Origin of the sequence: Exiguobacterium sp. SH0S2, from assembly GCF_004337185.1 — a bacterium.
Taxonomy (GTDB): domain Bacteria; phylum Bacillota; class Bacilli; order Exiguobacteriales; family Exiguobacteriaceae; genus Exiguobacterium; species Exiguobacterium aurantiacum_A.
In genome coordinates this window covers 316431-337533 of the sequence record NZ_SJVB01000002.1, presented here as the reverse complement: position 1 = coordinate 337533, position 21103 = coordinate 316431, and the positions used below count along the sequence as shown (strand labels likewise).

The 21103-nt window shown below is 51.8% G+C and carries 18 protein-coding genes; all 18 read left to right on the top strand.

Annotation, left to right across the window (positions count from 1 at the left end; translation table 11 throughout):
• Nucleotide 1 precedes the first annotated feature (1 nt).
• The 18 genes from EVJ21_RS06465 (at nt 2) to EVJ21_RS06380 (ending at nt 21092) form a co-directional block, all read left to right on the top strand.
• Nucleotides 2-586, top strand: coding sequence for a hypothetical protein (locus tag EVJ21_RS06465; RefSeq protein ID WP_131490143.1), 585 nt, complete (start codon nt 2-4; stop codon nt 584-586).
• Nucleotides 587-591: 5 nt separating this feature from the next.
• Entirely contained in the window at nt 592-3633 is a 3042-nt protein-coding gene (locus EVJ21_RS06460) for an ATP-binding protein (protein WP_161568945.1), read from the top strand.
• Nucleotides 3630-4169: an HNH/ENDO VII family nuclease gene (locus tag EVJ21_RS06455; RefSeq protein ID WP_131490141.1), complete on the top strand. Its 540-nt coding sequence runs from the start codon at nt 3630-3632 to the stop codon at nt 4167-4169. Before EVJ21_RS06460 ends, EVJ21_RS06455 begins: the two co-directional genes overlap by 4 nt.
• Entirely contained in the window at nt 4150-4545 is a 396-nt protein-coding gene (locus EVJ21_RS06450) for an SMI1/KNR4 family protein (RefSeq protein ID WP_131490140.1), read from the top strand. The genes EVJ21_RS06455 and EVJ21_RS06450 overlap by 20 nt, the downstream gene beginning before the upstream one ends.
• Nucleotides 4546-6208: 1663 nt before the next feature.
• On the top strand, nt 6209-7654 hold the full coding sequence (locus tag EVJ21_RS15350; RefSeq protein ID WP_161568944.1) for an Ig-like domain-containing protein: 1446 nt from the start codon (nt 6209-6211) through the stop codon (nt 7652-7654).
• 95 nt (nt 7655-7749) lie between these two features.
• Complete coding sequence (locus tag EVJ21_RS06440; protein WP_131490138.1) at nt 7750-8205, top strand: hypothetical protein; 456 nt, start codon at nt 7750-7752, stop codon at nt 8203-8205.
• Between the two features lie 209 nt (nt 8206-8414).
• Nucleotides 8415-9173: a YveK family protein gene (locus tag EVJ21_RS06435; RefSeq protein ID WP_131470129.1), complete on the top strand. Its 759-nt coding sequence runs from the start codon at nt 8415-8417 to the stop codon at nt 9171-9173.
• On the top strand, nt 9139-9834 hold the full coding sequence (locus tag EVJ21_RS06430; RefSeq protein WP_131470128.1) for a CpsD/CapB family tyrosine-protein kinase: 696 nt from the start codon (nt 9139-9141) through the stop codon (nt 9832-9834). The genes EVJ21_RS06435 and EVJ21_RS06430 overlap by 35 nt, the downstream gene beginning before the upstream one ends.
• 10 nt (nt 9835-9844) lie before the next feature.
• Nucleotides 9845-11062 carry a glycosyltransferase gene (locus EVJ21_RS06425; RefSeq protein WP_201739982.1) on the top strand — a complete coding sequence of 406 codons (1218 nt, stop codon included), beginning with the start codon at nt 9845-9847 and terminating at the stop codon, nt 11060-11062.
• Nucleotides 11059-11985: a glycosyltransferase family 2 protein gene (locus EVJ21_RS06420; RefSeq protein ID WP_131490136.1), complete on the top strand. Its 927-nt coding sequence runs from the start codon at nt 11059-11061 to the stop codon at nt 11983-11985. The genes EVJ21_RS06425 and EVJ21_RS06420 overlap by 4 nt, the downstream gene beginning before the upstream one ends.
• 15 nt (nt 11986-12000) lie before the next feature.
• Complete coding sequence (locus tag EVJ21_RS06415; protein WP_131490135.1) at nt 12001-13050, top strand: EpsG family protein; 1050 nt, start codon at nt 12001-12003, stop codon at nt 13048-13050.
• Nucleotides 13051-13069: 19 nt separating this feature from the next.
• Nucleotides 13070-14632, top strand: a complete 1563-nt coding sequence (locus EVJ21_RS06410; protein WP_131464316.1) for an oligosaccharide flippase family protein — start codon at nt 13070-13072, stop codon at nt 14630-14632.
• 11 nt (nt 14633-14643) lie between these two features.
• Nucleotides 14644-15795: a non-hydrolyzing UDP-N-acetylglucosamine 2-epimerase gene (gene wecB, locus EVJ21_RS06405; protein WP_131490134.1), complete on the top strand. Its 1152-nt coding sequence runs from the start codon at nt 14644-14646 to the stop codon at nt 15793-15795.
• Nucleotides 15796-15798: 3 nt separating this feature from the next.
• The gene (locus EVJ21_RS06400; protein WP_131464312.1) at nt 15799-16440 is read left to right on the top strand and encodes a sugar transferase; all 642 of its coding nucleotides are present in this window, start codon (nt 15799-15801) and stop codon (nt 16438-16440) included.
• A gap of 108 nt (nt 16441-16548) precedes the next feature.
• A complete protein-coding gene (locus tag EVJ21_RS06395; RefSeq protein ID WP_131438962.1) occupies nt 16549-17592 on the top strand; it encodes a polysaccharide biosynthesis protein in 1044 nt (347 codons plus the stop codon).
• Nucleotides 17593-17602: 10 nt separating this feature from the next.
• Entirely contained in the window at nt 17603-18733 is a 1131-nt protein-coding gene (locus EVJ21_RS06390) for a glycosyltransferase family 4 protein (RefSeq protein WP_131490133.1), read from the top strand.
• 20 nt (nt 18734-18753) lie between these two features.
• Nucleotides 18754-20013 (top strand): ATP-grasp domain-containing protein, encoded by a 1260-nt coding sequence (locus EVJ21_RS06385; RefSeq protein WP_131490132.1) that lies wholly within the window; start codon nt 18754-18756, stop codon nt 20011-20013.
• Nucleotides 19977-21092, top strand: a complete 1116-nt coding sequence (locus EVJ21_RS06380) for a polysaccharide biosynthesis C-terminal domain-containing protein (RefSeq protein WP_131490131.1) — start codon at nt 19977-19979, stop codon at nt 21090-21092. Before EVJ21_RS06385 ends, EVJ21_RS06380 begins: the two co-directional genes overlap by 37 nt.
• The last annotated feature ends 11 nt before the right edge of the window (nt 21093-21103 follow it).

Here is a 21103-nt window from a genome sequence, read left to right as displayed (position 1 = left end):
TATGGATTTATTCGAAGCAATCAAAGAAAAAGATATCTTGTTGATTCGTCGTCGCTTATCAACATATATTATGGCAAATCCGAATGATAAAAACGCCGTGATTTCACGTGCGTTGACAATGATTGAACAAGAAAATATCCCACTTTGGGACAAAGACGACACTTTTGAACGAAAAGACAAAAAGTATTGGAATCAAGAGTATTTGACGGAAGCATATGCTTCCTTGAAAACAGAATATTACTCTCGCGCTTTGTTTCTTCATATTGTTGAATTAGGAAGACACTTGTCACCTGTAAAAGAAACGAATCAGTCATCTAATCGTCAAACGCATCGTGTGAGAAATGGTTCAATTGAGAGTCATTTACATCAACTTCATCAGGAACTAAATAATCTTGATAACATTCGTCGACGCAAAGGGTTCAATAAACAAGAAAAGAAACGGTTTGATGAAATTCGCCAGGAACTAAATCAAATTCAATCAAATCATCGTAGTACCGAATCTTCAAAACGTTCACCTCTCGTAGAGTTGATAGCAGAACTATATAAAATAGTAAGACAAATTTTGAATGCTTCGAAAGGAAGATGAGTAGCATGAATACTTTAGTGAAGACCGAAACTCATCTTCAGGCACTTGATGAAGCCATTCTATTGGCAAATGATATTGTTGATCGCAATTATTTGATGAGATTACCGGAACAAGAAATTCAACCGTTTGATAGTATGGAAGACATTTTTACAGTTCAGAAAAATATCCGAATCATGAAAATCCTGACACTCGTCTACGAGCAGGAAGAAGATATCACAGATAAGCTGACTACACTTTTCAATGGGATTAGTCACATGAATGGTTCACTTTCCTTACTGATCAATAGCGATGGTCAACAAGTAGATTTATACATGGCCGTTCGAACGAATCAGGCACAACAGGAAGTTTATCCACTACATGATTTGTTTCAAAAAAGTTTTGAAAGCCAATTCCAAGGTAGTGTGTTAAAGGTAGTTTCGAACACAAAAACACATGAATTATTTGATGCTATTCTACATCGGAACAGCGACTTGCCATCTATTGTCTCGGTCTGTGGTATTCCTTCTAAAAAATCACTTCAACAAGCACAAGGGATTGATCGCTTAATTGAATCCATGCAAGGTGAGCGTTTCAGTGCGGTTATTATTGGTACCGCACTGTCATCATCAGAAATTGCACTACTGCGGCAGAATTATGCTTCACTTTACACTGAGTTGTCTCCTTTACGCCAATCGACCCGAACTTATGGAACTGCTGAAAGTCAAGCGGTTACAGAAGGAATGACGAAAGGTGTCACAGAAAGCGCCACCTCTACAATCAGTCATTCTACGAGTCAGAGCACATCTGCTTCAATTACAACTACTGAAGGTGTCACACATACAGGTTCGGTTAGTGCGAATCTTGGGTTCAGAATAAAGGATAATGTACATGTAGGTGTGGGAGGAGGTTATTCGAAAAGTAGTTCTTCAAGCGAAAGTAAAGGGATGAGTGAATCAAAGACGTCTGGAATGTCTAGTTCGACAGGCAAATCGACAGGACAATCAATGAGTCGCTCTGTGTCGATTGCTGCTACAGCTTCTTCCAGTGAAACAATGCAACTCACATTTGAGAATAAGACTGTAAGCGAAATGTTGAAGAAATTAGACGCTCAACTAGAACGAGTCAGTGATGCAGAAGACTATGGTATGTGGGAGTTTTCAGCGTACTTCATTGCCGAAAATCCAAAAGTGGCACAAATTGCAGGACAAACATATCGGTCGGTCATTCGGGGTGAAAACTCTTCGATTGAACAAGGAGCATTATTGCAATGGAATGAAGAACAAATCCCGGAGATGACACGCTATTTATCGAGTCTTTGTCACCCAATGTTTCACTTTGAAGCAACGAATCAACAACAACTTCTCGTAAAACCAACTTCATTGATTCATGGAGAGGAAATTACGTTAGCACTTCACCTTCCTCAAAAATCATTAAATACGGTACCGGTCTTACGTATGGCAGAATTCGGGAGAAGTGTTCAATACATTTTTGGGGATGGTACAGGAAGAAAAATCGAATTAGGTAAGTTGCAACATTTCGGAAAAGTAGAGTCGCAAGAAGTGCATTTAAACGTAGATCAATTAGTAAGTCATACCTTCATTAGTGGTTCTACAGGGTCTGGAAAATCAAATACAATGTATCAAATCATGAATGGATTACGTCAACATCATATCAAGACTCTTGTCATAGAACCGGCAAAAGGGGAGTATCGGCACGTCTATGGACACCTTCCGGACGTTAGGGTCTTTGGTACGAATCAAACACAGGGACAACTATTACAAATCAATCCTTTTATATTTCCTGCAGGAATTCATATTCAAGAACATATAGATCGCTTAGTTGAAATCATGAGCGCTTGTTGGCCTCTCTATGCAGCGATGCCGAACATCTTAAAACAGTCCGTCAGTGAGACTTATGAAAGAATCGGTTGGATTTTAAGTACATCGACATTTATCGGAAGTACACCTAGCTACCCTACGTTTCGGGACTTGTTACATACCTTACCTTCTGTTATTGCGAGCTATGGGTTCTCAAAAGAAGTAGAGGATAATTATAAAGGTTCTTTGGTGGCGCGAGTTGAATCGATGACAAATGGGATTGTAGGTCCATTATTCAATCATACCCCAATTCAAGATGAAGACTTGTTCGACCACAATGCAATTATTGATTTAAGCCGTATCGGTTCCCTTGAGACGAAATCATTAATTATGGGAATCGTTTTCTTGAAGTTACATGAGTATCGTATGGTACAAGCGGACGAGATGAACACCCCTCTACGACATGTCACAATTTTAGAGGAAGCACATCATTTGCTTAAAAATGTTTCAAACACAGGAGAAAGTACGATTCAGCAGAAATCCGTTGAAATGATGACGAATGCCATTGCTGAAATGCGCTCGTATGGACAAGGCTTCATTATCGTCGATCAATCACCAAGCGCCGTCGATCCAGCAGCAATCAAAAATACGAACACGAAAATCATTATGCGACTTCCGGATGTAGAGGATCGACAACGTCTCGGGAAATCGATTGGATTGAACGAAGAACAGATTCATGAAATCTCCAAGTTGCGACCCGGAAGTGCCATTGTTCATCAAAGTACATGGTTGAATCCTGTAGTGGTCAAAGTCAATCATCATGTATCTGACGGACGACAGATATTGATAAATCAGGTCGAAGAATCAAGTCCGCATGATGTTCTGTGTCATCTAATCATCGACCAACCAAAAAAAATACCATCGATGGAGGCATATCGACTGCTCGAGTATATTCAACAAATTTCGCTAGAAGAAGAGGACCGGGCCTACTTACGTAAGATGGTAGAGCAACTATACGAAGGTCGGACACCAAACTTATTTTCGAGATTTTTCGTAGGGATACGGGCTCGAATCGTATTCCATCTTATTGATGGTGCTTTGATCATGAAATATTGTGCTTTCAGCAAGAATTCAAATGATTATCAGAAACGCTTTAATCAAGCTTTAAAGCATTTCGCAGGAAATCACATCGAAAACGTAGAGGAACTCAAACGATTGATCCTCCACCATTGGAAAGGGATGAGACGATGAGCGAACAAAGTATGGTACGAAATGAAGGCTTCTCGATGCCCGGTCAAAATACATTCGAACGATTGAATATGCCAGATACGATTGAAGTAGATAACAAAAAAGTTTTTCAAATGCTTGAAGGGAAGGTATTCACGACGGTTTTACAAGAATTTGAAATTGCTTCACCTGAGGAAATTGAAATCTACGAAAACTCGAATGTTGAATTAAGTGAAATCAATGGTCGAGAAGTACTTATACGAACGGATATCGATTATGATGAAAAAGATATTTTCGGTAGAACCAATCTAGAAAGAATGGAACAAGGGCTAGCTCCCCTTTGCGAAGGAAAACCAATTGAGTTACATCATATTGGTCAACGAATGGATTCTCCTTTGGCAGAATTAAAAGTAGAGGAACATAGAGGTGCAGGAAATGATAGCATCTTGCACGATAAGTCCATAAAATCTGTGATAGACCGTGTAGAGTTTAACTCGGAGAAGATTGAACACTGGAAAACAAGAGCGGAGGAAATCAAATATGAACAAACAATGGATTGATCAGGCGATTGCCGACAAGACAGCTTTTGTGCTAGGCGGTGTTGGAAAAGAAACGATTCGAAGCATGGAAGAACGACTAGAATTTATTTTCCCAAAGAGTTATGTCGCGTTCTTAAATCTTTATGGTGCATTATCGGTGAATAATCATGAAATTTTCGGTCATGCTCCTTCTTCACATATCGATGTTGTTGAAAATACCCTTCAAGAAAGAGAGCGAACGAAAGAGTTGGAACAATATGTTGTTATCGAGAATCCAGGATTTGATGGTATCTTGATTGCAATGGATAAGTTGGGCCAAATTTGGGAATACAGCTCTAGCGAGTTAGAGCTACTTTATTCATCCTTTGATGAATTTCTCGATATTATCATAAAGTGAAATGCACGATTCACTTTATGATAATAAACAAAAATTAAGTTATTTAGGTCGAATTTCATTACTTGTTTTGTTTATTTAAAAAGGTGCAGTTCAGTGTCAGGGTGACTGCGAAGGTGTCGCTAACTGGGTATCAAGAATTGAAGAAGAAGGCAAAAATAGTGAAGTAATTAAGTAGTATCTTGTTTGTATAAAGTAACAACAAAACACCTGAAGGTTCGGCTGTTCTTTTAGTCAAATCTTCAGGTGCTTTTTGATTACCACAAAAAAATAAAGTAGGGAGAGCATATATTTAGTTAGGTGCAAAAAAATTGGCTGAATAGGGGAAGTGTCTCTAGAAAAAAATCGAATTTTAAAAACTCATTTACGAACCGTTTGAAAAATGGCTCTTGTAATATTTTTCCTAATTTATAATGGAACAGGTAGATTATTAGTATGGGAGTCGTGATGAATGAAACGAATGATGATGTGGTTGATGATCATGTTGATGGTAGGATCGGTGTTGCAACCGGTTGGAGTGAAAGCTGAATCAATGTTTACTGTAGTTGAGCTTTTTGCAGGAGATGCTAGAATCGTTGTCAACGCTGACCGTTACGAGCAACTGATTGTGAAAGATGTAGATGGCACGATTTTAACCCAACGAAGTATATGGGAAGGCAATCAGGCATTAGAGTTAAATCGAGTGTTGAAGGAAGATGAGCTGATCTCGTTTTATTTGAATGGTCAGCTTATTCATGAGCAGTCTGCAGTAAATCGAAAAGTGACGATTTCAGCTCCAACCATAAATTCGATAGACGAAGATAGTCACGAAATAACAGGGGTTGGAATAATAGGAACTGTAGTGGAAATCTTAAAAAATGATTTATATCTCGATAGTCAATCTCATCAGTTTCAAAGAACGTTCTCTGTTCGTTTAAAAAATGCCTTGAAGACAGGGGACAAAGTGGGAATTAGATTAAAAAATGAACGCGGGGAAGTGAGCCCGACTATTGAGACAATCGTACAGCTCGGTGACGAGACGATGGGGTTAAGTATTGACGCTTACTTCGCGGACATGGGAGCGATTAAAGGTAAAGTGACCAAAGGAAATAAAGTTTATTTTGCGTTAGAAGACGGTACGATGCTGGGGCAAATTGATTCTAATCATAGAGAAGATATTGGCTTGGAGGTGCCGAAGCGTCTAGCAGAAGGAGAGAAAATCATAGCTACACCATATAGTACGTGGGGACGTGAGGGGAAAAGCCAAGCGATTGTTGTACAAAAAGCTAGAACCACGTTACCTCCGCTATGGGGAGATCTCTATCCTGGAATGAGAGATATCTCGTTGAGAAATTCAGAAAACACGGTGGATTTTAATAGGATGGAAGTGTTGGACAGTTCAGGAAATGTGATTGGTAGCAACGACATGAATTCGACAGGACTAAAGCGCGACTTAATGGCGGGAGAGGAAATCACCATCAAGCTCATCGATCATTGGGATGAATCAATCGGGGAATATACGGTGAACGTCAGGAAAGATGAGACAAATCCACCTGTCATATTCGATCCGGATACAGTCGAGTTTGTTCCTATGATTTCAAATCAGCAACGTGACATTCTATTTTGTCCAAATTACGATTTTACTCATCTTAAAGTAGAGGTGTTCACGACAAGTGGAGAACGAATAATGCCTCGTCTTGAATACAATAATGAATGCTATCAGCGCTTCGATCATTTTTTTGAAGCAGGACAAACGCTCATTTTAAAACTGATTGATGACGACTCAGGTGAGGTTGTTCGCGAAGAGATGGTATCTGTAGTTGAAGCTCCTACGTTAACAAAACCGATAATCAAGCCGCTGACAGACCGTCACGCTTGGATTGAAGGTACGGTCGATCAAAAAATAAGTATTAACGCTCAACAATTCGATGATCAAGCTGTTTTTGTCATGGATGAGCAACAAAATAAGTTGTGCGAAGCGCATATCAACTACGACGGCACCTTCAGTTGCCAACTAAAAGGCCTGCTTCCGGCAGGCACGACGGTTTACGTCACGCAAACAGCGGACGGTTACTATCCGAGCGAGGCGACAGCCGTCACGGTCGTCCGGACGTTCGCTGAGCCGGCGCCACCGATTATCATCGTGCCTCCTTCTGACGTGAAGCCCGGGACACCGATTCTTCACCCGGTGACGAGTGACGCACTTAGTCTCACGGGCGCGGGGACGCCAGGTCTCGTCGTCAAAGCTTGGAACGAGTTCGGTTTCCGACTCGGCGAAGCGACGGTGAGCCCGGATGGCTCGTTCCGCGTCCCGCTCGAACGCGAGTTGCCGCAAGACATCGGCATCCGTGTCGTTCAACTCCAAGACGGAAAGATGAGTGACGGTGCACAGACGTATGTGCGTGCAGGCGAAAACGTTAAGTTGAAAATGCTGGACACGGTGACCGATACGTCGACACGCTTGAGCGGGCATCTTGAGCGGATGTCGTTCACGCCAATCCGTGTGGAACTCCGACAAGGGAAGACGATTCTTGCTACAGACGAAACGACGTTCTTCTTCCGGCTCGACTTCAAGCCGCAAACCGAGCCGCTCACGCTCGCTTTGATTTACGCGAACGGTCACGAGACGGCTCAAACGATTCATCCGATCGATACGACGGCTCCGAAGCTCGCGACCGTCTCGACATTGACGAATCGTTCGACCCGTGTGTTCGGACGAGCCGAGGCAGGTTCAACGATCATCGTTCATCACAACAAGAAACGATTGACGACGACCGTCTCTTCAGCCGGCATCTATTCACTCAACTTACCGCAGTTGACACGCGGTGATGTCGTGTCGGTCCAAGCGATAGACGCAACCGGGAACACGTCAAGCACGATCAAACGGACCGTGCTCGGTGTCCAAACAAAGCTCACGACGACCGCCACACCTCGTCTCGTTACTGGGAAAGGTGAACCGGGTGCGCTCGTCCGCGTGTTCGTTGGCACAAAGATGATCGGCAAGACGGTCAAAGTTGATGTCAAAGGAACGTATCGCGTCACCATCCCAGCGCAAGTGAAAGGGAAGTCGCTATTTGTGACGCAAAAAAAGACAGGATATGTGAAACAGACACAGTCGGTCATCGTCAAATAACCGTGCCGGATGAAGCCAATGCTTCATCCGGTTTTTGAAACCAATCGAACGAACGCCCGTATACAGAGTAACGACTTAAAAAGGAGCGCTGACTTATGAAACGCGAACAACATATCCGCCGCCTCGTCGACTACGCACGGCAAGGCAAAGCAAAAGCGATTATGATCGGAGCCGGTTCCATCTTCCTGACGAGCACGTTCCTGCGAACGGACGACCTCTCGCAACCGCTCCTCATCGGACTCGGTTTCCTCGGCGTCGTCCCGCTGCTCGTGCGTGAATGGAAACTCGGGACAATCCGGAGTACGTTCAACGATGACGCGACGTATCAACGGCTCATCCGCTTCCCGTTTTGGCTGACGCTGTTTGGCCTCCTTGTCTTGTATGCGTTGCTTGGGTGGTTTGAAATCGGCTCGCCGGGGACGTCGTTCTTTCTAGCGCTCGGTGTCCTGTTGCTTGGCATGTTCGCCCTGCAACGCACCTTCGACCGCATCATCTTAAAAATCGAACCCGACTATATCACCGACCGCGAACTGCATCGCGAACTGAACTGACCGACCGTCTCCTCGCGAGGCGGTCTTTTTTTTTAGGTCCAAGTTCCTAAAAAGACAAAGAACGAAACGGAACGGCAACATGACATGATGTTGCGAAAAAATGATAAATGATTCCCTCCGATTGTCAAGATGAACAGGGAAAGAACGTATTACGGTAGGCTCATGCCTTATTTCTGTCGTCCATTCTGTCTGTAGGGAGGGAAACATTTATGAATCAGCAAACGACGATCGTCGGTGATCTCGTCGAGGTACTTAAGAAAAGCAAGTGGCTACTCGTACCGTTCATCCTGCTCGGCGGGCTCGCTGCTTATTATGTGAGCACGGCGTTCATCCAACCGACGTACGAGGCCTCGACGCAAGTGCTCTTAGTGACCGAACAAGAAGGCGACCGCGTCGACAGCTCGGAAGTGCTCTCGTCGCTCTCGCTCGTCAATACGTACCGGGTCATCATGAAGAGCCCGGCCATCTTGAACGAAGTGACAGAGCGCGTCCCGAACGCGCCAGACCCGATCAGTGACGTGCTCACGGTCGAGAGTGAGGAAGAGTCACAAGTCATCAGCGTCGTCATCACCCATACGGACGCGGCGGTGGCGGCCGAGACGGCGAACGTCATCAGCGAAGTGTTCGCGGACGAGATCCCGGACTTGATGAACATCGACAACGTCCGCATCTTGTCGCCGGCTGAAGTGCCGCTCACCCCGATCTCACCGAACATCCTCGTCAATACAATAATCGGTATGTTCGTCGGCTTGTTCTTCGGCGGGCTGATCGGTCTCTTACGCTACGTGTTCGACAAACGGATCCAAAACGAACAAGAGGCGGAACGGCTGTTAGACCTTCCCGTCATCGGGTCGGTGCCGGTCATCGAACGGCGTGACATGAAACCGAAAAAAATAAAAACGAACACCCCAAAAGGGAAAGGAGAGGTCCCTCATGTTTCTGAGAAAAAAGAACGACAATCTTCCTGATTACGGGCAGCGTGATTTGATCACGCTCGCCAATCCGAAGTCGCCGATCTCGGAGCAGTATCGGACGATCCGGACGAACCTCGAGTTCACGTCGATCGGTCAGAAGCTACAGATGATCAACGTCACATCGGCCTCGACCGGGGAAGGGAAGTCGACGACCGCGGCGAACCTTGCCGTCGTCTATGCGCAGCTCGGAAAGCGCGTCCTCCTCATCGACTGTGACCTTCGTAAACCGACGGCGCAGTTCACGTTCAACCTCTCGTCCCAAGCCGGGCTATCGACGATTCTCGTCGGACGGATCTTGCTCGAGCGGGCCATTCAAAAGACGGGCGTCGAGCGATTGTCGCTCCTAACCGCCGGACCGATTCCGCCGAATCCGACCGAGCTCATCGCTTCTGACCAGATGGTCGAACTGCTCGACGAGGTGCGCCGGCAATACGATATCGTCATCCTCGACGCGCCGCCGATGATGCAAGTGGCGGACGCCCGTCTGCTCGCAAAAATCGCCGACGGCACGATCCTTGTCATCGGCTGCGAGAATTCGGAGCGCCAACTCGTCGTGAAAGCGAAAGAACAGCTCGAGCGGACCGGGACGCATATGCTCGGCCTCGTCTTGAACAAGCGGAAGAGCGGACGGCATAAGTATTACGCGTACGAGTGAGGTGGCGACGATGAAAATTCTCCATATTAACGCGATCAACGACGTGAAGAGCACTGGACGAATCTGTAAAGAACTCGCATCTGTCCATCACGACTGCGGACACGAGACACGTGTCGCCCATTCGACGGGACCGGTCACCGAGGCGAGTTACGTCATCGGCGATCCCGTAGACGTGAAGCTGCACGCGCTGCACGCCCGGCTCACCGGACGGCAAGGCTACGCCTCACGATTTGCGACGGAGAATTTGGTCCGTGACATCGAACGCTTCGCTCCGGACGTCGTCCATCTCCATAACTTGCATGCCAACTACGTTCATCTCAGGACGTTGTTCGAATACTTGGCCACACGCGACATCCCGACCGTTTTGACGCTCCATGACTGCTGGTTCTTCACCGGCAAATGCACGCATTACACGACGGCCGGGTGCAACAAGTGGCAACACGGTTGCGGCGATTGCCCGCAACTTCGGGACGATATCCCGAGCTGGCTGTTCGACCGGACGAGTGAGATGCTCGACGACAAACGTCGCTGGTTGACGGCGATTCCACGCCTCGCCGTCGTCGGGGTATCCGACTGGATCACGACCGAGGCGCGCTTTTCGTTCCTCCGACACGCTGCCGTATTGCGCCGGATTCATAACTGGGTCGACCTCGACGTGTTTCGTCCGGTCGACGCGACCGAGCTCCGGGTGCGGCTTCAGTTGGCCGACAAGATGGTGCTGCTCGGTGTCGCGAGCACGTGGAGTGAGGCGAAAGGGCTCGGTGCCTTCCTCGACCTCGCGGCGGCACGTCCGAACGACGCATTTCTCTTGATCGGCCGGCTTGACGACACAGAGCTCCCGGACAACGTCATCCACGTCAACGAGACGAACGACGCCCGTGAGCTCGCCCGCTACTACGCGCTCGCCGACGTGTTCCTCAACTTATCGGAACAGGAGTCGTTCGGCAACGTCACGGTCGAGGCGATGGCGTGCGGGACGCCGGTGCTCGTCTTGGACGCGACCGCGAGCCCGGAACTCGTCACCGATCAAACGGGTGTCGTCGTCGCGACACGGGGACTCACCGATTTGAATTACGGGATCGAGCGCATCTTTGCCCGTGGCAAACGGTCGTACAAAGACGCGTGCGTCACCCATGCCCGGACGAATTTTGCGCTCCGTGACCGCGCCATCGACTACTTGGACGTCTATGCGGCGCTCCGACACGAGAAAGTGAGGAATATTCTATGAAACCACTCGTCTCGATCATTATCCCGGTGTACAACGGGAGCAACTATTTGGCCGAATGTATCGACAGCGCCCTGGCCCAGACGTATACGCACATCGAAATCATCGTCGTCAACGACGGCTCGACCGACGGAGGGAAGACGGCCGCCGTCGCCAAAACCTACGGCGACCGGATCCGTTACATCGAGCAAGTGAACGGCGGCGTCTCGAGCGCGCTCAACCGTGGAATCGACGAGATGCGCGGTGACTTCTTCTCTTGGCTCAGCCACGACGACTTGTACGCCCCGCGGAAGATCGAGGCACAGCTCGAGACGCTCGAGCGGGAAAGACTCGACCCGTCGCGGACGATCCTCGTCACCGGCACCCGCTTCATCGACGAACACGGGGCCCCGATCCGACGTTACCAGCGCAAGTTCACCGGGTTGTATGAAGCGGGTGATATGTTCCGTCACTTGATGCTGACGTCGAGCCTGAACGGTTGTGCGCTCCTCATCCCACGCGAGGCGTTCGCAGCGCGTCGCTTCTCCGAGGAGGACCGGTTCATCCAAGATTGGATATGTTGGATCGGGCTCGCGCTTGAAGGGTTTGACTACTATTTGACGGATGAGCCGCTCGTTCTGTCCCGGATTCACGGGGCCCAACAGACGAAAAAGATTGCCCACCGCGCCGAAATCGAGTCGGACCGCTATCTCAGCCAGTTACTCCTTGACGTCGAGCGCCGTCCGGACGCGGGTACGCTCATCCCGATCATCTTGCGCCATACGTTCAAAGAAGACGCGGCGGCGGTGCGTGAAGCGTATCTCGCGACCCGGGACGTGCGTGACTATTTCAGTCCGTTCGAACATGGGCGTCTGCGGTTCAACGGACTCTTGATCTCGAACTTGCTGTCGCTCTATCGGGGCGTCACGAACCTCATCTATCGTTAGAAAAGAGGCGACCTCATGACCATCTATCTCGTCAACATCGCACTGCTCGTCCTCTGGGCGATGCTGCTCATGCGTTCTGACACGACTTACAGGCGCGGTTGGTTCGTGACGTTCGCGACCGTCCAGTGGGTCGTCTTGTCGGGATTTCGTCACATCTCGGTCGGGGACGACACGGCGCAATACGGAGCGCTGTTCCTTGCGACGAAACCGTTGCCGCTCGAAGCGCTGACGCAGGACTTCTTTACCATCGTCTTCACAGAGAGCGAGGACCCGGGCTATTATTTGTTCCAACGGCTCACCCAGTTCGTCATCTCGGACTATCAACTGTATCTCGTCTTGATCGCCGTCATCTTCATGGTGCCGCTCGGTTACTTCATCTATAAATATTCGAGCGAGCCGCTCATCAGCTTTTTACTGTTCTCGGTCCTGTTTTATGAATTTTTCGCCGTGACGGGGTTACGCCAGACGGTGGCGACGGCGCTCGTCGTCCTCATCGGTTATCACTTCGTCAGGGCCCGCAAGCTCCTGATGTTTCTCGTCCTCGTGTTCGTCGCCATGACGATCCATAAGTCGGCGCTCGTGTTCTTGCCGTTTTATTTCTTGGCGAACCGGCAACTGACGAAAGCGTACATTCTCGGCATGCTCGGCTTCATCGCCGCCTTGTTCGTGTTTCGAGGCCCGTTCTTTGAGATGTTGGTGACGTTATCTGGCTACGACACGTATGACTACATGGCCGGTGCGGGTGCGATCAACTTCAGCGTCATGCTCCTGTTCGTCCTGTTCGTCGCCTTATGGCGGCGCGACGAGATCTTGGCGAACAACCCGTCGGCGACGCATTACTTTAACGCGTTGTTCCTCGCGGCATGTTTCTTGCCGCTCACGTTCATCAACCCGTCGATGATGCGGCTTGTCCAGTACTTCACGCTGTTCTTGATTCTGATGATCCCGGAGATCCTCAAGACGTTCGAGCGGCGCGAACGATTGCTCGTCTATTACGCGGCGGTGACGCTTTTAGTCTTGTTGTTCCTGCAGGACGCACCGGTGTATACGTTCTTCTGGCAGTAAGGAAGAGAGGTGGAAACACATGTCGACACGCGTCGAGCCCGATGAGGCCGCGAGCACGCGCAAAATCAAATACGGGGCAGCGATGTCGTATACGCAAATCTTTTTCGGCATCTTGTCCGGATTGATCTATACGCCGTGGATGATCCAGGAGATCGGTCAGGCGAACTACGGGCTCTACATGCTCACCATCTCGCTGATCAGCATGTTCGCGATGGACTTCGGGCTCGACGCGGCCGTATCCCGGTTCATGAGCAAATACATGGCCGAAGGGGACGAGGATAAGGCGGCACGCTTCCTCGGCGTCGCCTATAAACTGTTCACCGTCATCGGCTTCGTCTTGTTCGTCATCCTCGCGGTCGTCTATTTCTTCCTCGACTCGGTATACGCGGGACTGACCGCGGCCGAGCTCGACAAGTTGAAAGTCCTGTACGTCGTCGCCGGTCTGTTCATCGTCATGTCATTCCCGGCGAAACCGTTCACGGGCATCCTTGTCTCACATGAGTACTTCTTGTTCTCGAGCGCGCTCCAGTTGACAGAAAAGATCGCGACCGTCGTCCTCATGGTGACGGCGCTCCTTCTCGGCTACGGGCTGTATGCGCTCGTCCTCGTCACCGCGTTCGTCGGCACGCTCGTGCTCATCATCGAATACATCTTTATCCATCGGAAGACGACGGTCCGCGCGAACTTCCGTGAACGCGACAAAGGAATTTATAAAGACATCTTCGGCTTCATGACATGGAGCACGGTCACGCTCGTCGCCCAGCGCTTCATCCTCAACATCACGCCGAGCCTGCTCGGGATGCTCGCCGGCAGTGCCTCGATCGCCTTGTTCTCGGTCGGGATGGTCATCGAAGGGTACGTCTGGACGATCGCGTCGGCGCTCGGTTTCTTGTTCTTGCCGAAAGTGAGCCGGATGCTCACGCGTGACGACAGGGGAGGAATCGCCGTCTTGTTCGTCCGGATCGGCCGCATCCAGCTCTACATCGTCGGATTGATCGTCCTGTCATTCTTCGTCCTCGGGCAAGAGTTCATGCGGCTCTGGGTCGGCGAGGCGTTTCACGATTCGTATTACGTCGCGCTCCTCCTCATCGCCCCGAGCCTCATCACATTGACACAAGACATCGGCAACACGACGCTCATCGCCGAGAACAAAGTGAAGTATCGGGCGTATGGCGCACTCATCGTCGCCTGTATCAGCATCACGTTATCTCCGCTCCTCATCCCGATTTACGGGCCGATCGGGGCGGCTGTCGCCATCTGTATCGGCAATGTCGTCGGGCTCGTCTTCTACATGAACTTCGTCTACAGCCGCATCCTCAAACTCGACATCGTCCTGTTTTTCCGGTCATGCCACGTGAGGATTCTTCCGGCGCTCGCGCTCTATACGGTCATCGGCTGGGGCATCCAACAGCTGTTCCCGGCGTCGAACCTGTTCACCTTCGCCTTGAAAGGGGGCGTGCTCGTCGTCCTCTATGGCATCATCATGTGGTTCCTCGCGTTTGATGACAGCGAGAAAGCACTCGTCCATCAAGTGTTTGCCCAAGTGAAGATCCGCATCCTATCCATCCACCATACTTCTTAGGAGGGAACGTTATGAATCGACTCAAAGTGATGACCATCGTCGGCACGCGCCCGGAAATCATCCGTCTCTCGGCCGTCATCGCCAAGCTCGAGGCGTCGGAGGCAATCGAACACATCCTCGTCCACACCGGACAAAACTACGACTACGAGTTGAATGAGATCTTTTTCGAAGACTTCGGTCTGCGCACACCCGACTACATCCTCGACGCCTCCGCGGACGGGCCGATGGCGACGATCGGCAACATCTTGATCGCGGTCGATCCGGTGCTCAAGGCGGAACGACCGGACGCCGTGCTCATTCTCGGCGATACGAACAGCTGCCTCGCCGCCATCGCCGTCAAACGCCATAAAATCCCGATCTTCCACATGGAGGCAGGGAACCGCTGCTTTGACGAACGGGTGCCGGAAGAGACGAACCGCCGCATCGTCGACCATATCGCCGATGTCAATTTGACGTACAGCGACATCGCCCGCGAGTATCTTCTGAAAGAAGGGCTCCCGTCCGACCGCGTCATCAAGACGGGCAGTCCGATGTTCGAGGTGCTCACGCGCCAGCGAGACAAAATCGACCGCTCGGACGTGCTTGACCGGATCGGTCTGACGGCAGGCGGCTACTTCGTCGTCTCCGCGCATCGAGACGAGAATATTAGCGCGGACGAGAACTTCTTCGACCTCATCGACACATTGAACGCGATCGCCGAGACGTACGACCTCCCGCTCATCATCAGCACGCACCCGCGCACCGCCAACCGGATTCGCGAGACCGGGGTGACGCTGCACCCGAATATCCGCACGCTCAAGCCGCTCGGGTTCAGCGACTACGTTCACTTGCAACTTCATGCGAAAGCGGTACTCAGTGACAGCGGGACGATCAGCGAGGAGAGCTCGATCCTCGGGCTGAACGGCTTAAACATCCGCCAAGCGCACGAACGGCCCGAGGCGATGGAAGAAGGGGCGGCGATGATGGTCGGCTTGAAACGCGACCGCGTCCTCCAGGCGCTCCGCGTGTTAGAGGAGACGGATACGCCGATGCGACTCGTTTCCGACTACGCGATGCCGAACGTGTCCGATAAAGTGCTCCGCATCTTGTTGTCGTACACGGATTATGTGATGCGCGAAGTGTGGAAACAGACTCCGGGGAGTCCGCTCAAGAAGGAGGTGTGAGGGATGCGCTATTTGAATCAAAAGCGGAAACTCGACATCGTCTTGAGTTCGCTCGCACTATTTTTGCTCGCACCGTTGCTCGTGTTGATCGCGATTTTGATCAAACTCGACTCGAAAGGACCGGTCCTGTTCAAACAGCAGCGCGTCGGTCAGGACGAGACGTTGTTTTGGATCTATAAGTTCCGGACGATGCGGGACGACACGCCGAAAGACGTGCCGACCCACCTGTTCGCCGACCCGACGAAACACATCACGCCGATCGGTAGCGTCCTCAGGAAGACGAGCCTCGACGAACTCCCGCAACTCGTCAACATTTTAAAAGGCGACATGGCGCTCGTTGGTCCGCGGCCGGCGCTGTGGAATCAGACCGATTTGATCGAGGCGAGACGCGCAGAAGGCGTCGCCCCGGTCAAACCAGGCCTGACCGGGTGGGCGCAAGTGAAAGGACGCGATGAGCTCCCGATCGAGGTGAAGGCGAAGTTTGACGGGGATTACGTCCGGCACATGGGTCACCGTCTCGACCTCGTCTGTATCTTGTTGACGGTCCGAAACGTCCTCCTGCGCAAAGGCATCATCGAAGGGCAGGTCGAACCGCCGACCGTCCCGTTGAAAGAAAAAGAGATGACACATGTTGCGAAAAAATGATAGAGGTTTCCCTTCTATTACCAATTCATTTCAAATTTGGCGGGTAAAAGACTTCATACACAACCTCCTGACCTCTTAGACAATGCAGATTAGAAAGGAGACTCGATCATGTTTTCGAATAAGACTTTGCTCATCACCGGCGGGACCGGCTCGTTCGGCAACGCCGTCATGGAACGGTTCCTCCATACGGACATTAAAGAGATCCGTATCTTCTCGCGCGACGAGAAAAAACAAGAAGACATCCGCAAGCGCTACAACGATGACAAACTGAAATTTTACATCGGTGACGTGCGCGATTCGAATAGCGTCAAGAACGCGATGTACGGTGTCGATTACGTGTTCCACGCCGCGGCGCTCAAACAAGTCCCCTCGTGCGAGTTTTTCCCGATCGAAGCCGTCAAGACGAACATCCTCGGCACCGAGAACGTCTTGAACGCTGCCGTCGACGCCGGTGTCGCGAAAGTCATCTGCCTGTCGACGGACAAGGCGGCCTATCCGATCAACGCGATGGGCATCTCGAAAGCGATGATGGAAAAAGTATTCGTCGCCAAGGCACGCGCCGTCGGACCGGACAAGACGCTCATCTGTGGCACCCGTTACGGAAACGTCATGGCGTCACGCGGCTCGGTCATCCCGCTCTTCGTCGAACAGATCAAAAACGGGGAACCGCTCACCGTGACCGACCCGCTCATGACCCGGTTCTTGATGAGTCTCAGTGACGCGGTCGAGCTCGTCGTGTTCGCCTTCAATTATGCGCACGCGGGCGACATCATGGTCCAAAAATCACCGGCTTCGACGATTGGTGACCTCGCCGAGGCGCTCAAACAATTGTTCCAAGTCGACAATCCGGTCAAAGTCATCGGCACCCGGCACGGCGAGAAGACGTTCGAGACGCTCATGACACGTGAAGAACATGTCCTCGCCGAAGATATGGGCGGTTTCTTCCGTGTCCCGGCTGACAACCGTGACCTCAACTACGACAAATATTTCAGTGAAGGCAGCAGGGAGCTGACGGTCCAAGGCGAGTACAACTCGAACAACACCGAACAGCTCGGCGTCGAAGACGTGAAACGGCTGCTGTTGACGCTGCCCTACATTCAAGCAGAACTCGCAGCTTGGCACGTGCCGAGCTCGACGAAGCGGATCGGGTGAGGTGAATCTGATGAAACAACGACTCGTCTTCATCACGAACATCGCCGCCCCGTATCAAGTCAAATTCTGCTACGCGCTCCAAGAACATTTCGATACCGAGTTTTGGTTTTATGATCAATTGACCGCCCGACGTCCCGACTGGTGGAAAGTCCCGCTCGGCGACCGTTGTAAAGTGCTCAAAAGCAACTACTTCGCCGGACCATTGAACTATGTGTCACTCCAAGTGTTCCAAGAACTTGCCCGCTTCAAACCGGACATCATTCTCGTCGCCGGCTTCACACCGCTGCACTCGCTCATCTTGAAGCTCGCGAAACGGAAAGGCAGCAAAGTCGTCGTCTTGAGCGAGCCGATCCGCGACGTGTCGGGTGAGGATAACGCCTCGGACAAGCTGCTCGAACAAGCGAACGCGAAGTGGAAGACGCGGATCATCCACACGATGTTCCGTGACGCCGACCTGATCTTCGGAATGGGGCAGGTCGCCCGCGACCAATTCGTCCGCGAGTTCGGATTCTTGGAAGAACAAGTCGTCAACGCCCCGTACCCGATCGATATCGACGCCTATTTCGACCATCCGCTCCGCGTGAAGCGCCGAGGTGACCCGGTCCGGATCTTGTTCGCGAACCGGCTCATCGACCGCTACCAACCGCTCGTCGCCCTAGAAGCGTACCGGGCCTTGAAACGAGACTATCCGAACCTGTCGCTCGCGTTGAACCGGGACGGCCACTTGTACGAGGCGTGCTGTGACTACATCAAGGAGCATGACCTCGAAGGTGTGACGTTCTTGGATGAAATCGACGCCTGGGACAATATGCATCTCGTCTATCGTGACTCGGACATCTTAGTCTTGCCCGCGACCTATTCGAACGGCAACTTGACGATCATCGAGGCGTGCGCGTCCGGGATGGGCGTCGTCGTCAGCCGTCAAGTCGACAACGTCTCGGGGCATTTGACGGAAGGGGAGAACTGTTTCAAATGTGAGCCGACCGCTGCGTCGCTCGAGGCGTCGCTCCGGAACTACCTGGAAGCACCGGAACGGCTCGCGCCGCATGGCGCCCTTTCAAAACAAAGGGTCGAGAATCGTCGCAACCGTGCGACCGCGGCGACGTATCGCCAACTGTTCACGCAAGCACACATCATTTGACGCCAAAGGAGACCAACGACATGGTGAAGCTCATGCTGTTAGGAGGAGCGATGCATCAAACGCCCGTCATTTTAAAGGCGAAAGAGAAAGGGATCTTCACGATTCTGTGCGATTTCTTGCCGGACAATCCGGGGCGAAACGTCGCTGACCGCTATTATTGCGTCAGTACGCTCGACCGCGAACGCGTGCTCGAAGTGGCACGCGAGGAACAGATTGACGGGATCATCGCTTACGCGTCAGACCCGGCCGCTCGCACTGCGGCTTATGTCGGCGAAGCGCTCGGACTCGTCACGAACCCGTTCCAGACGGTCGAGACGTTGACGAATAAGGTCAAGTTCCGCGCCTTCTTGAAAGCGAACGGCTTCCCGACACCTGAAGCGTACGCCTTCACCGAATTCGAAACGGCCGTTTCGGCACTGTCGACGCTGCGTGGGACGTACGTCGTCAAACCAGCCGACTCGTCGGGCAGCAAAGGGATCAGCCGCATCACCTCATCGGATACGCCCAGGAGGATTCGCGAAAAGCTAGCCGCCGCCTTCGAGGTGTCACCGGGCGGAGAGATCGTCGTCGAACAGTTCGTCAAACGTGACGGCTATCAAGTCGCCGGAGACGGGTTCGTCGTCGACGGAAAACTCGTCTTTCGTTGTTTCGGCAACAGCCATTTCAACGTGAAAGGCGTCAACCCGTTCGCGCCCATCGGTGCGAGCTTCCCGAGCGTCCAACCGGACCGCGTCCAAGCGAAAGTCCACGCCACGCTTCAACGCATGATCACGAAAGTCGGGCTGAAGAACGGTCCGCTCAACTTCGACATTTTCGTCAGTAAAGGTGACGTCTACTTGATGGACATCGGCCCCCGTAACGGCGGCAACTATATCCCGCAGATCATCGAACAGGCGACCGGTGTCGACATGGTGAGCGCGACGATCGACCTCGCGCTCGGACGACCGGTCGAACTGGAAATGAAACATGTCACGACGCCGTCGAGTTACTTCATTCTCGGCAGCCAGATCCCGGGGCGTTTTATCGGACTCACGTTCGCATCCCAAGGGTACACGATCGTAAAATCGAATTTGGCCTACGCGATCGGTGCGGATATCCCGTGCTTCGAAGGGGCGAACAAATCGCTCGGCAGTCTCATCCTTCGGTTTGAAGACGTGCCGACGATGCTCCGTTTGCTCGATCATCCGGACAAATGGGTGACGCTTCACGTCACGCCGGCTACTCAACGGAAGGAGGAATCATCATGGACATCGTCGTCACCGGAGCAAACGGCTTTTTAGGAAAACACCTCACGCACGCACTTGAACAGGACGGACACAACGTCCTTAAAGTCACGCGGGAGACACACTTCGCTGAACGGAGCCGGATGCTCCGAGCGGCCGACTTCGTCTTCCATCTCGCCGGCATCAACCGGCCGGAAGACCCGCACGAATTCATCACCGGGAATGTCGATTTGACCGAGGTCATCGCGACGGAGCTGTTGTCATACAACCCGGTCCCGATCGTGTTCGCCTCGTCGATTCAGGCGACGCAAGACAACGATTACGGCCGCAGCAAGCGTGACGCGGAAAACGTGCTCGTCGTCTACAGTGAACGCTCGGAGACGCGGGTCCACTTGTTCCGCTTGCCGAACGTGTTCGGGAAGTGGGGGCGCCCGTTTTATAACAGCGCCGTCACGACGTTCTGTCATCAGATCGCGCGCGGCGAGACGGTCACGGTGAACGACCCGGACCGATTGCTCACACTCGCCCACGTCGATGATGTCGTCGCCTCGTTTCTTGACACGTTGACGACGGACGTCTCGCTCTATCCGACCGTCCCGGCGCATGAGATCTCCCTGCTCGACGTCGTCCGTACGCTCGAGGCGTTCGAGACGATGCGGGCGGCGCACAGCGTACCGGACTTGTCGGACGCGTTCACGAAACAGCTGTATAGCACGTACACGAGTTACTTGCCGAGAGAGCGGATGGTGACTCCGCTCCTGATGCACCGCGACGCGCGCGGCTCGTTCACCGAGTTCTTGAAGACGCCGGACCGGGGGCAAGTGTCCGTCAACGTCGCCAAGCCCGGCATCAAAAAAGGGGAACATTGGCACGACACGAAGCATGAGCAATTCCTCGTCGTCAGCGGAGAAGGCGTCATCCGGCTCCGGTTGGTCGACGACACGGAAGTCATGACGTTCCATGTGAGCGGGGAAACGCTCGAAGTCGTCGAGATCCCACCTGGATACGTCCACAATATCGAGAACGTCGGCACGACCGACCTCGTCACCATCATGTGGGTGAACGAACCGTTCGACCCGGGCCAGCCCGACACGTACGCCGATACCGTCGCCCGAGCTGAAACCGAAGTGCTGTGAGGAGGAAACGC